Annotated in this window: 10 protein-coding genes and 1 pseudogene; 6 read left to right on the top strand and 5 right to left on the bottom strand. The window is 54.7% G+C overall.

The window, feature by feature from the left end; all coding sequences use genetic code 11:
* Nucleotides 1–158: 158 nt before the first annotated feature.
* Both WX88_RS13440 and WX88_RS13435 read left to right on the top strand, forming a co-directional pair.
* Nucleotides 159–899 (top strand): metal-dependent hydrolase, encoded by a 741-nt coding sequence (locus WX88_RS13440; protein ID WP_046244891.1) that lies wholly within the window; start codon nucleotides 159–161, stop codon nucleotides 897–899.
* A gap of 400 nt (nucleotides 900–1,299) precedes the next feature.
* Complete coding sequence (locus tag WX88_RS13435) at nucleotides 1,300–2,301, top strand: NYN domain-containing protein (protein ID WP_316932328.1); 1,002 nt, start codon at nucleotides 1,300–1,302, stop codon at nucleotides 2,299–2,301.
* Between the two features lie 190 nt (nucleotides 2,302–2,491).
* Here WX88_RS13435 and WX88_RS13430 read toward each other — a convergent pair whose 3' ends face one another.
* Nucleotides 2,492–2,971, bottom strand: a complete 480-nt coding sequence (locus tag WX88_RS13430; protein WP_231590701.1) for a PaaI family thioesterase — start codon at nucleotides 2,969–2,971, stop codon at nucleotides 2,492–2,494.
* A gap of 118 nt (nucleotides 2,972–3,089) precedes the next feature.
* Here WX88_RS13430 and WX88_RS32115 point away from each other — a divergent pair.
* Nucleotides 3,090–3,391, top strand: a pseudogene (locus WX88_RS32115) (Mpo1-like protein).
* Nucleotides 3,392–3,438: 47 nt separating this feature from the next.
* Here the strand turns inward: WX88_RS32115 and WX88_RS32110 are convergent.
* Nucleotides 3,439–3,663: a GNAT family N-acetyltransferase gene (locus WX88_RS32110; RefSeq protein ID WP_394331751.1), complete on the bottom strand. Its 225-nt coding sequence runs from the start codon at nucleotides 3,661–3,663 to the stop codon at nucleotides 3,439–3,441.
* Nucleotides 3,664–3,976: 313 nt separating this feature from the next.
* On the opposite strand from WX88_RS32110, the gene WX88_RS13420 reads away from it, so the two are divergent.
* Together WX88_RS13420 and WX88_RS13415 are read left to right on the top strand one after the other, a co-directional pair.
* Nucleotides 3,977–4,468: a YajQ family cyclic di-GMP-binding protein gene (locus WX88_RS13420; protein ID WP_046244889.1), complete on the top strand. Its 492-nt coding sequence runs from the start codon at nucleotides 3,977–3,979 to the stop codon at nucleotides 4,466–4,468.
* A gap of 93 nt (nucleotides 4,469–4,561) precedes the next feature.
* Nucleotides 4,562–5,338, top strand: coding sequence for a TerC family protein (locus tag WX88_RS13415; RefSeq protein ID WP_231590699.1), 777 nt, complete (start codon nucleotides 4,562–4,564; stop codon nucleotides 5,336–5,338).
* An 81-nt stretch (nucleotides 5,339–5,419) separates the two neighbouring features.
* Here the strand turns inward: WX88_RS13415 and WX88_RS13410 are convergent, their stop codons facing one another.
* From WX88_RS13410 to WX88_RS13400, 3 genes are all read right to left on the bottom strand, one after another.
* On the bottom strand, nucleotides 5,420–5,851 hold the full coding sequence (locus WX88_RS13410) for a hypothetical protein (protein WP_046244888.1): 432 nt from the start codon (nucleotides 5,849–5,851) through the stop codon (nucleotides 5,420–5,422).
* 105 nt (nucleotides 5,852–5,956) lie between these two features.
* A complete protein-coding gene (locus tag WX88_RS13405) occupies nucleotides 5,957–8,800 on the bottom strand; it encodes a M36 family metallopeptidase (RefSeq protein ID WP_052732668.1) in 2,844 nt (947 codons plus the stop codon).
* A gap of 243 nt (nucleotides 8,801–9,043) precedes the next feature.
* Nucleotides 9,044–9,577, bottom strand: a complete 534-nt coding sequence (locus tag WX88_RS13400; RefSeq protein ID WP_046244887.1) for an RNA methyltransferase — start codon at nucleotides 9,575–9,577, stop codon at nucleotides 9,044–9,046.
* Nucleotides 9,578–9,829: 252 nt separating this feature from the next.
* On the opposite strand from WX88_RS13400, the gene mutS reads away from it, so the two are divergent.
* On the top strand, nucleotides 9,830–12,565 hold the full coding sequence (gene mutS / locus WX88_RS13395; protein ID WP_046244957.1) for a DNA mismatch repair protein MutS: 2,736 nt from the start codon (nucleotides 9,830–9,832) through the stop codon (nucleotides 12,563–12,565).
* Nucleotides 12,566–12,671: the final 106 nt, after the last annotated feature.

Here is a 12,671-nt window from a genome sequence, read left to right as displayed (position 1 = left end):
CTGTTTCATTGTCCTTGTGCAACGCTTACCTAGTGAAGCTTCAAGGGGCACAAGATAAACAGTCCGAAAAATCGGAATACGGACGGTAAATGCTCCTCCCTTGAAATTACTACAACAGAGTGAATTAATCATTGATAACGAGTGACTAATAACTAAAAATGCGCGGTTCTTCTCATTTAGCTATCGGCCTCATCACTGGTGTGGCCATCGCCGGACTGGTGCCCGGTATTCCGTTTTCACTACCCGGTATTGCCCTGGCCGGCTTCTCCAGCCTTGCCCCCGACCTCGACCACCCCGAAAGCCGCCTGAGCAAGCGTTTGGGATTTACTCAGAACTATGTGCGCTGGGCCTTTGCCGCAGGTGCCTTGGTCATTGCCGGGTATGCCTATCTGCAACTCCGGCCCGGCTCCGAGCAGCGGCTGTGTTATACCGTGGCCTTAGCCTTTGGGCTGATTGGTGTAGGGATGCAGGGCGGGTCGGCGCGCCGGCTGGCGCTGCTGTTCACGGGACTGGGCACGGTAGTAGCAGGCCTGTATACCGAGCAATTGTGGCTGAGTCTATTAGGGACGTTTGTAGCGTTGGCACCTTTCACCTCGCACCGCTCCTGGACGCACACTATTTGGGCCACTGCACTTTGGACTTACATTGGCCACCTTGCTGCACAGCATCTCGGTTGGCACGGGATAGCCCTCTTTGCAGGTGGTGGTTATGCTTCTCATTTATTGGCTGATACTATGACAAAGGCCGGGGTTAGATGGTTTTTGCCCATTTTGGGATACTCCTTTAAAGTCCCGCTTATTAGCACTGGCTCAGCCACTGGCAACATGCTGGAAGTGGCTATTTGTGCTGGCTACGGCTTATTAGTGCTGGGCTTAGTAGTAGGACGCATCGGATTCTAGCCGTCTGTTTGGCATTTTTATTAGGCAATAATCAGCCGTCTTGGTCAGTAGCAACATCACAGCGTTGGCCACAACTGTTGCATAAGTCAGCCTAGACCATTAGCTTCGCAGCAGATATCCCAACATATTAGGTCTACAGTTGTATTGATTCGTGCTATTATTCTGCGTTTCTAATTAACCAGACCGAGTGTTGATCTAAATAAAAAACAGTTTACACAAAATCCATAAGGGTGCAGCCACTATTAGGCCACGTCACCCACCCGAATAGCACTATACCAACTACCACGATTCGGCAGGGTATAATTGAGCCTTTGTATCGTGATAGTTCTACCCAATCCGCACATTTTGTCCCACCTGAACACTTTTCTAACTCTTACCTAACCTCATAACCATGAATCAGATGAACAGCCCCTTGATTCGGGTTGGTGTCTTCTATGACGGCAACTATTTCTTAAAAATCAGCGATTATTACTATTTCCAGCACGAGCGCAAAGCGCGGATTAGCTTGGAAGGGCTACATGAGTATATTCGTCACCAAGTGGCTGAGGAAGAGGATGTAGATGTGCGGTTGGCGCAAATTACTGATGCTCACTTTTTCCGGGGGCGTCTGTCGGCCACTGAAGCCCGTGACAAAGACCGGCTCTTCCACGACCGTCTGCTCGACGATATTTTGATGAATCTAGGTGTGCAGACCCACTATATGGCGCTTAAAACCCGCGATGGCCGCCTCCAGGAAAAAGGCATCGACGTGTGGCTTTCGCTAGAAGCCCTGGAATTGGCTCTGCACAAGGCCCTTGACGTAGTAGTGCTCATTGCCGGCGACAGTGACTATGTCCCTCTCATCCGCAAGCTCAACACCGTGGGTACCCGCGTAATGCTGTTAAATTGGGATTTTAAATACGAAGATTTCAAGGGCGAAACCCGCGTTACCCGTGCTTCACAGCAACTGCTGGAGCAGGTAACTTACCCAGTCGCCATGCACGATGTCATCGACCGTGGGCTGCAGGAGCAGGACGAAGTGGTAGAAGCATTGTTCGTTAACCAGTTAGAGCCGGCAGCTTTTGCGCCTAGCACAGCCTCTGCGCCCAAGCTGGTGCGCCCCACCGGCCCCACCGCCGCTGGCCCTGTAGGCACCATGGGCATAAGCACCATCAAAAATCTGAAAAACGGTTTCGGCTTCGTTGTGATGCCGCCTAACAACCTATTCTTCAGCTACGCCGACCTTACCGAAGGTGACTTCAACGATCTGCGCGAAGGCGATTGGGTTGAATTTACCGTTGGTCGCAACCACCGCGACGAAGATTGCGCCCGCAACGTGCGCAAAGTAGCAGCTCCGCAGTTGGGCGAAGGCGAGGACGAATATGAAAGCATTGGCATTCACGCCGCTACGGCTGACCTATAAGTCATTCATCATTAAACATAGACTGGAGCAATTCGTCTCGTAACGTGCGCTTTGCAGTATCAAAGGCCCCGGCTCAGTTCAGAGTCGGGGCTTTTGATTGTCGAACAAAATCCTGCTATACCAGCTATAATAGAAAGTTGGTGGCTATTATAATTATGCAACGTGCAGCTATTCTTGCATTGAAGAACAGTTATTGCAGCATTAGCTTAGCAAAATCTCGTTTATTGGCTGGGTAACGGTTGAAGGTACCAAGGCCGCGAGCTACTGCCACGTCCTCCTGCCCGGCTACCTCCCGGTAAATTACACAACTGCTAACTATCAGCGTATTGCCAGTGTGGTCGACCACACCTTTGGCCAACAGTACATCGTGTAGATGAACAGCGTGCAAGTAGTTCATCTTGAATTCAACCGTCGAAACGAACTCCAGATTGTTAAAGGCTAACGAGAGTGCGGCGGCGCCCAGGGCAGCATCCATCAAGCCAGCGAGCACCCCGCCGTGGCAGGTATTGGGCGATGACAGGTGCTCCTCGCGAATCGTCATGCGATATTCGGCTTGACCAGGGGCTGGCACATTGAAAGCCATGCCGTTGGTCCGGCTGTAATGGTTCATCTGGTCGTAAGCCGCTACCATAGCAGCCAGATTGGAAGCAGCGGGGAGAGTATCGGACACGAGGGTGGAGACGAAGGAAAAAGAAGTGTATTTGGGACAGCAATTTTCAAAAAAAATCCGTTTTATCTATTGAAACCGATTACCAATTATTGGGCGACATCAATTTTCACCAGAACATATGTCTGCTTTGCCTCTTGCGTTCGCCGAGTTTTATCCACGCTATTTACGCGAGCATAGCCAACGTGGCAGGCGGATACTGCATTTTGTGGGTACTACCTTGTTTATAATCTGCTTTGCGCTGTTATGCGTCACTGGCCGGTGGGGCTGACAGTGGGTATCGTGGCCGCTTATGGTTTTGCCTGGGTTGGTCATTTCTTCGTAGAGTACAACCGGTCAGCCACATTTCAGCACCCGTGGTTTTCGCTGCTTGGTGACTTCCGTCTGTACGGTGACTTGTGGCGTAGTAAAGAAAAATTCTAAGCTTACTTTGAGGTAAGTATAAACATACAAGTACTCCCCAAACTCTCTCATAGCTGCTTACGCATCAGAAAATGCCGCAGCACTCCCAACATCGTGTGAGAAGGCAATATTATCGCATAGTCGTATTTCTCGTAAAAGCCGACCGCTACTTTGCGGGCATGCAAAATGATTTGGGCTAGACCTGCTGTCCTTACTTGGTTTTCCAAATATTCTACCGTTGAACTGCCCAAGCCAGTGCCAGCTACTGGTGAGGCTACCGCCATGAACCGGATTTTTCCTTGACGAATAGCATGCCCACGGTCAGTGCTGTTCTGGGGGGCTCCTCATGGCCCGCAACGGCTGGTAGCAGGGCATGAATGGTAGTGGACTCAGTATCGGCAGGGCAGCGGGGGAGGCTGCTGGCAAGGCTGGCGCAGCGTAAGACGTAGTAGGCCCGCCACTCAACAGGCTGGGTGACCAGATAGGCGTGGGTAGAGGCTTAAGCAGAGCCATGGGCAACAAAACGCAAGTGCGGCCGATTCGGATTATTACCTTTACGCCCCGGCTGCCGCCGGTTTCTCTTTCAAAACTACCCCCGACCCCGCTATGGCATCCTTCGATATCGTGAGTAAAGTAGACCCGCAAACCCTGGAAAATGCGGTGAATACGGCTCAAAAAGAACTCCAGACCCGCTACGACCTGCGCGACACCAAGGGCGGCATCGAGCTAAATAAAAAGGAAAATACCATTCTTCTATCTTCCGAAAATTCGATGCGCATCAAGGCCTTAGAAGACATTCTGCTGGGCCGGGTGGTGAAGCAAGGCATCGATGGGACCAGTCTCGATTTTACGGCGGATGAGCAGCCCAGCGGCAACTTGGTTAAGAAAACCATCAAGGTGCGCGCCGGTGTAGACAAGGATTTTGGCCGCAAAATCATCAAGGTCATCAAAGATGCCAAGGTGAAAGTGGAAGCCCAAATGCAAGACGACCAAGTGCGCGTCTCGGCCAAAAAAATCGATGACTTGCAGGCTGCCATCGCCGTATTGCGTAAAGCTGACATTGGTCTGCCCCTGCAGTTCGTGAATATGAAAAGCTAGTTGGAAATTATGAATTATGAGTTTTGCTTAATAATTCCTCCGCTTTCTTATTTATCAGTTCTCCCAACAACTCATAATTCATAACTCTTCCTCGTGTACGATTTCGGAGCATTCACCCACGCCGCCACTTGGGTTAGTTTATTGACCCTCACGTTCATGGAAATCGTGCTAGGGATTGACAACATCATCTTCATCTCCATCATTGTCAACAGGCTGGCTAAGGAGTCGCAGGCCCGCGGGCGGACTATTGGCCTGCTACTGGCGCTTGTGTTTCGGGTTGGCCTGCTGCTGAGCATTTCCTGGATTGTGAGCCTGCGGGCGCCCTTATTCAACTTGCCCGACTTTCCATGGCTGGACCAGCCATTTGGGGTGACTGGCCGCGACCTCATCCTGTTGGCCGGAGGCTTGTTTTTGATGTACAAAAGCACCACCGAGATTCATACCAAGCTGCAAGGAGAAGAAGAGGACGCGGGCCTCAAGGGTGGCAATGCCACGATGATGAGCGTAATCCTGCAAATTATTGTTATCGACATAGTGTTCAGCTTCGACTCTATTCTGACAGCCGTGGGCTTGGTCGATAACGTACTGGTGATGATTGCAGCCGTGATTTTTGCCATGGGCATCATGCTAGCATTCAGCGGAGTGGTGGCAAACTTTGTGAATAATAACCCCACCATTAAAATGCTGGCGCTATCCTTCCTCATCATGATTGGCTTCATGCTGGTGATGGAAGCGGCCCATAAGGAAATAGAAAAAGGGTATCTCTACTTCGCCATGGCCTTCTCCCTGACCGTGGAGCTATTGAACCTTCGCCTGCGTAAGAAGTCGAAATCCAAACCAGTGCAACTGCGCGATTCGCAGTATGATTAGCGTTGGCTAATGAGATTGGCGGATACCCAAAAGGCCCGGACTTAAGTGTACGGGCCTTTTTGTTTGCAATTCACGGTCGTGCTACAATGCTAGCACTGCCGCTACTTGGTCGAGTACCCGGCGCTGGGCTAGCTCCAGCACGCGGCGATTTATTTCCGAGCGGTGCTGGCGGTAGAAAGCATATTCCTCGGTAGTGAATAAGCCGGTTATCAGGCCCACTACCGTGTAGCGCAGTTTGGTATTGCGGCCCAGCAATTCGGCAAGTAGGCGCTGCTGGTCACTTGCGTTGGCTTTGGCCAGCGGAATATGGTGGTCGAGCACAAAGTCTGCTACCACGGCCAGTAACAAAGCATTTTGCTGTTTGAGCACTGGGCGCAACGTGGCGTGTAGAAATGCGCCAACGGTGGCAGCCGCACCGGAATCGGCGGGGTCGGCGGGCACCATGGGGCGCAGGGCTAAGAGAGCCGCGTCGTGGTTTTGATTGATAATGTGAGAGTTGGAATCAGGGAGCATGGAAGAGATAAAATTAGATGGTAGTTAGGGCCAGTGTATTAAAAAAGGGGGCCTGGCGTAACCGCCAGGCCCCCTTTTGATAAACCGCCCGAGGCGGATTTTGGCTTAGTGCTTCACTTGTACTTTGGTGGTGAACAGGCCTTCGCTGGTCTTCACGCGTACAATGTACAGGCCTTCAGCAAGCGAACTGGTGTTCATGGCAACGCCACGCTGTAGCTCGGTGGCGGCTGCGGTTGCCTTACTTACCACTTGGCCGATGAGGTTTACTAAACTTACGGTAACGGCCGATTTGCTGGTCAGCGGCGACTGGATAGTAAGCACGTTCTGGGCGGGGTTGGGATAAGCCTCCACCAAGCTGCTATTGATAGCATTGGCGCTCTGGGTACCCAGCGGCATTACGGCCGGGTTCAGTATGGTGGCTGGGCGAACTCCCGGCGGTATGTCGAAGGCTTCCGTGATGCCATTGAGGCTGGGGAGGCCATTGGGGTAGCCTGTTACCACTGCCCGGGTGCCTTGCGCGGCGCTATAGCCCATGCCACGGCGGGCAAACATGGTCCAGATGAGGGCAGAGTGGGCAGCGCCGTTCAACAGCGTATCGGCGCGCAGAATAGCATCGCGGCCGTCAAGAAAGCCCGGGTTGCAGACTTGGAGCTTGCAGCCATCCAGCACCAGCTTCAGGAACTGGTTGTTGCCACCGGAGGCAGCGAGAAAGTCTGGATTGTAGCCGTAGCGATAAATAAACTGCCAGTTCAAGTCCCACAACGCGGTAGCCCATACTTCGCCCACGTTATGGGTTGCGTTGTAGGCCGGCGTTCCAATAATGGAATAGGTATAGTTGTTCATCGTTATATCATCACTGTAGCGCTTGAGACGGATTCCCGATTCCGTAGGGAGTTGGGCAGATGCATAAGTACCTATGCCGCGAGGCGTACGGCCCACGTCGCCGGGACGGGTGGTTACCCATAAGGCGAAAAAGTCGCTCCAGCCTTCGCCCATGCACTGTGAAGCTGAGTTAGTGGTTGCGCCGGTTGGCCGGTATGTCTGCGTCACGCAGTTGGAATTGTTGGGGCCGCCAGTGAGGCGGTTGCTAATGCCATGGCCAAATTCGTGCGCCACGATGCCATTGTCCAATGCGCCGTCGATGTCCTGGCCAACAACGGCGCAGCCCGTTACGGTGATGCCAGCCTGTAACGCCTGCTGGAGGCGAGCGCCGTCGACCCCGCTCATGAAGACGGAGGGAATGCGAATGCCTATAGTGTCAGTGCCCCCCATGCTCATGATTCTGGTGCTAGTGGCCGCCGAATCGATGATGATGGCCATGATAGCTCCGTTCTCCTGGGCCCGGCGCACTTTAGCATTAAACGAGTTGTTGGTGCGCCCGGTGCCGGTGAGCTGTGCGCAGCCGCCGCGCATAATCAGGGCAATGTTGCCATTCACGTCTGCCGCGTTGGCATACGGGGTAGCGCAGCCGTGCAGGCCACCATTGCCCGAGACGCCGTCGTTCACGGCTACTACGTTGCCGCACCGGGGCTGTAGGGTTAGTTTCCGGCCCCAGGAAGCGGGTTGCACAGTGTAGTTACCAGCCAAGCTACTTGGGGCAGAGATAGTGACCAAACCCTTGTTGCCGAACAGGTACATTTGCATGCGGCCATTGATACCATCGGGCGGAGTTGAGAAGTTCGCGTTATCACGGCCACTGCCATCCTGCGCTTCGGCCCGCACAAAGTCGTTGCCCCGCCCTTGAGTGCTCGTATTTAAGAATTGAAAGTTGCCAGAGGCTTCATCAAAGCCCTTGCTCATCATCACGTCATGAAGTATGTTGTTCCAGTAGAACAGGTTCGTGATGGCGGCGGGCGCATTGTCTTGAGGCGAGGTGGCCTGGTTTGATACAAAGGGAAAATCAAAGTCCAGTGTGGGGCCCCCGCTGGGAGAGTTCGTGTCAGACGCCAGATTCCCGCTGCCGCTCACGATGGTGGGGCTGTCGTCGTAGGCGGCCACGTTGTTGCCACGAGTCAGGTACACGGCTGGCGTGGAGCCGGCGCGGCTGTAGCTGTCCGGAAAGGTGCCCGCCGGAGCCCGTGGGTCGTTCACTTGCCAGCCAAAGGGCGAGTACGTGGTATTGATGCTGCTAAAAGGCACCGAAACGCGGGCGCCAAATGAGGGGGCCTCCAGTGGCATGGGCCAAACTGTCACGCTGTTGGCATTGGCAGTGCTGCGATTGCTGGTTGCCTGCGTAGTTGCCTTGGCCAGAACGGTCTTGCTGCCAATAGTCCGTTGGCTCTGCTGCTGAAACGACGTCTCCTCGCTCACCACGTAATCAGCCTTATCGAGCAGCTGACCAGTTTGTGCGTCCACGCAGGCTGTCCAGTGATGCTGGTGGTCGAGCTGCGCGATGGTCACATTCCACACGAGCCGGAGCTTGCCCCCGATAGGCAGGTACATAAGCCGCACCGGAATATCGTACTCGGAAATGCCTCCATTGTTGAATAGCAGGCCATCGGCCGGGCGGGCTTCGCGCACCTTGGTTAAGCCCACGGGACGGGGCAGCTTGAGACCGGCGGCGGCGGCGGATACCGCTTGCTCGGGCGAGAGAGTAGGCGTAGGGGTTGGTGCCAGGTGGGCTGCATCGGCCACAAAGCTTTGATGCATAAGCACGGGCTTGCCGTTGGCATTGGTGTGCACGTCGCCTACTGCGCCGTAAATATCCAAGCCATTCACGCGCTGACGCAAGTATGTGTGGGTTAGTCCATTGCTCTGGTCAAAATAGGAGCTGGTCACCGACGGGTTAACTGCGTCGCCGTCACGCAGGCCTTGCCGCTGGCTTTGGGCTGAGAAATAAGCCAGCGCCTGCGCTGAAGGCGCGCCAGACTGAGCCAGGGCAACGGCTGGCGCGGTAAATGCCAGTGCCAGTAGTAGTTCACCGCGAGGCTTGGTAAAAGGAAATGTCATAGCTAAAGGGGAGAAATACAGATTAAAAAATACAGAAAGACATCAGTGACGGGAAGTCATGATTACTTCAGGTCACCATCAAATTTAATATACAGGTACCTTTAATAGCTGCCCAGCAGTGGCACTGACACTCCTAATTATTCCGCTCTTTTGGCCCTTTGAACGCGCTTCATACTTTATCAATAGGCTATTGCAGCATTTTAAAGTCTGACGTTATTAACAGAAAAAAGTGTGATGCCGGGACTAAACTACTTGCAGCTTCACCAAGGCATCCCAGAGCACTACGCCGGCTGCCACTCCCACGTTCAATGAGTGTTTAGTGCCGAATTGCGGAATTTCCACCGCCAAGTCGCAAAGGGCCAATACTTCGTCGTCAACCCCAAAAACCTCATTGCCAAGGACTAGCGCCAGTGGCCGGCCTGGTTTAGGCTGGAACTGCGGCAACAATACACTACCCGTCGTTTGCTCCACCGCCACCAGCTGGTAACCGGCCTGCTTCAGGGCCCAGATGGCCGTCACGGTTTCCGGCGCATACTCCCATGCCACAGAGGTTTCGCTGCCCAAGGCGGTTTTGGTAATTTCGCGGTGCGGTGGGCGGCCTGTAATGCCACAAAGCCAGATTTTTTCCAGGGCGAAGGCATCAGCGGTGCGGAACACGGCTCCCACGTTGTGCAGGCTGCGCACGTTGTCGAGCACCAAGACCACCGGGCTTTTGGGCGTACTTTTGAAGTCCGCCACTGCCACCCGATTTAGCTCGGCCATTGTGAGTTTTCGCATGCTTAAATACCGCGAACTTTGTGGTTCGCATTGTCGGTTTGAGTTAAAACGGCTGGTGCGTCGGAAGTGGCTGGAACCAGGAAAAAGCCCCCGTTCTGGTGCTAGTCCGGCTGCGCCCTACTTATTCACTTTCCAAAATCGCGAACCACAAAGTTCGTGCACTTTGCTTTGTCTGCACCTAAAAAAGAATTCGTTATCAAGTCCGTTGGGCCCGACCATATTACCCCTGGTTCGCCCGTCGATACGCCCTTGATGAAACAATACTACCTACTCAAGCAGCAGCACCCCGGCGCGGTATTGCTGTTCCGGGTGGGCGACTTCTACGAAACCTTCGGCGAGGATGCCGTCACGGCCAGCCGCATTCTCGATATCACGCTCACCAAGCGTGGTGGTGGCACGCCCAACGAAATTCCCCTCGCCGGCTTCCCGCACCACGCTCTCGACAACTACCTGCCCAAGCTCGTCCGCGCCGGCCAGCGCGTGGCCATCTGCGACCAGCTCGAAGACCCCAAAGCAGCCAAGGGCTTAGTGAAGCGTGGCATCACGGAACTGGTGACGCCTGGCGTGAGCATGCACGACAACGTGCTAGAGCGCCGCGCCAATAACTACCTCGCTGCCATTCATTTCGGCAAGGCAGAAGCTGGTATTTCCTTCCTCGACATCAGCACCGGAGAGTTTCTGGTAGCCCAGGGCACTATTGAGTATCTGGGCAAGCTACTCCAAAATTTCAGCCCCGCCGAGGTGCTGTTCTGCAAGAAGAGCCGCGGCGAGTTCGAGCAGCACTTCGGCCCCGATTACTGTACCTATGCCCTGGACGAGTGGATTTTCGGCAACGACTACGCCCACGATACCCTCACCCGCCACTTCAACACCACGTCCTTGAAGGGCTTCGGGGTTGACACGCTGAAGGAAGGCATCGTGGCCGCAGGCTGCATCCTGCACTACCTTGCCGAAACCAAGCACTCCGACCTCGGCCACATTGCCAGTCTAGGTCGTTTGGAAGAAGATAAGTACGTGTGGCTCGACCGGTTCACGGTGCGCAATCTGGAGCTAGTGCAGGCCCAGCACCCCGGCGGCGTGCCCCTCATCGATGTGCTCGACCAGACGCTGACGCCCATGGGGGCCCGCCTGCTGCGCAAGTGGATAGTGCTGCCCCTGAAGGAGGTAAGTCAGATTCAGCGCCGACTCGATACCGTGGCCGCGTTGGTCGCCGATGAAGAGTTGTTGGGCGACCTTACCCAACACCTGCGCCAAATTAACGACTTGGAGCGCCTCATCAGCAAAGTGGCCGTGCGCCGCGTGAACCCACGTGAGCTGTTGCAGCTGGCCCGGGCCCTCGAAGCCATTGCGCCCATGCGCGAGCGCCTGGCCGCCTCCGGCGTCCGTGCCCTCGTGAAGCTGGCCGACCAGCTCAATCCCTGCACCAACCTGCGTCAGGAAATCATTACCAAAATCAAACCCGATGCGCCCCTGCTCACCAACCAGGGTGGCGTGCTGAACTCGGGCGTCGATGCGGAGCTGGACGAGCTGCGTGCCCTGGCTTTTTCCGGTAAAGACTACCTGTTGCAACTCCAGCAGCGTGAGCAGCGCAATACCGGTATTTCGTCGTTGAAAGTGGCTTATAACAAAGTGTTTGGCTACTACCTCGAAGTTACTAACGCGCATAAAGACAAGGTGCCTGCAGAGTGGATTCGGAAGCAAACGTTGGTGAATGCCGAGCGCTACGTAACCGAGGAGCTAAAAACCTACGAGGAGAAAATCCTTAACGCCGAAGAGCGCCTGTTTGTCATTGAACAGCGGATTTACAATGATTTGGTGCTAGCGGCACTGGATTTTGTGCCGCACATTCAGCAGAATGCCCGCGCCATTGGTGTGACGGATTGCCTGGCCAGCTTTGCCCTCACGGCGCGGCAGCAGCGCTATGTGCAGCCAGTGGTGAACGACGGCACCGTGCTCGACATTCACGCCGGGCGTCACCCGGTCATCGAGCGCCAGCTGCCGCCCGGCGAAAGCTACATTCCGAACGATATCTGCCTCGACCAGCACGACCAGCAAATCGTGGTGATAACGGGGCCTAATATGGCCGGTAAGTCTGCTTTGCTCCGCCAGACGGCCCTCATCGTGCTCCTGGCCCAAATTGGCTCCTTTGTGCCCGCCGAGGCGGCCACGGTGGGTATCATCGATAAGATTTTTACCCGCGTTGGCGCCTCTGACAACCTAAGCAAGGGCGAAAGTACCTTCATGGTGGAGATGACGGAAACGGCCTCCATCCTGAATAATCTTTCGGATAGAAGCCTCGTGCTGATGGACGAAATCGGCCGAGGCACCAGCACTTATGACGGCATCAGCATCGCCTGGGCCATTGTGGAGCATCTGCACAACAACCCCAAAGCCAAGGCTAAGACGCTGTTTGCAACCCATTACCACGAGTTGAACCAATTAGCCGACGAATGCCCGCGCGTTCGCAACTACAACGTGGCGGTGAAGGAGTCTGATGGCCGCATCCTTTTCCTGCGTAAGCTGCACGCGGGAGGTTCGGAGCACAGTTTCGGTATTCACGTGGCACGGCTGGCAGGCATGCCAACTTCGGTGGTCCTGCGCGCCAATGAAATCATGCACCACCTCGAAATGGAGCGCACCAGCGCCGGCGCGGAAGATGACATGCCTACCGAATTCGACGACCTGCTGGGTGACTTAGCCAATCCTAAAGGCCGTGGCCAGCGTCTATCGAGTAACGGAGCCCTGAGCACAGCAGAAACGGTTTCGGCGCCGGAAGAGGAGGTGGCCGTTGCGGTTCCGCGTCCTCGGGCTACTACGGCGGTGGCCACCGCGCCGCGCCCCACCGTACAGCTCAGCATGTTCGAGCCGTCGGACCCGGCCCTGGAGCGTATCCGCGAGCTGCTGCAGCACCTCGACATCAACACCCTGACCCCGATTGAGGCGCTAATGAAACTAAATGAGTTGAAGCTGACCCTGGCCAAATCATAAAATTTTCGGCCTGAAAATGAAGCAAAAGCGCCCCAGTAGTAAAAATTTCCACCTGCACTACTTGCTTCGCCAAAAAATGTCCTTACCTTTGTCGAAGAATTCAGCG

The organism is Hymenobacter terrenus, assembly GCF_000972495.1.
Taxonomy (GTDB): domain Bacteria; phylum Bacteroidota; class Bacteroidia; order Cytophagales; family Hymenobacteraceae; genus Hymenobacter; species Hymenobacter terrenus.
Note: the sequence above shows the minus strand (reverse complement) of the source record. Positions and strands in the feature narration are given on the sequence as shown.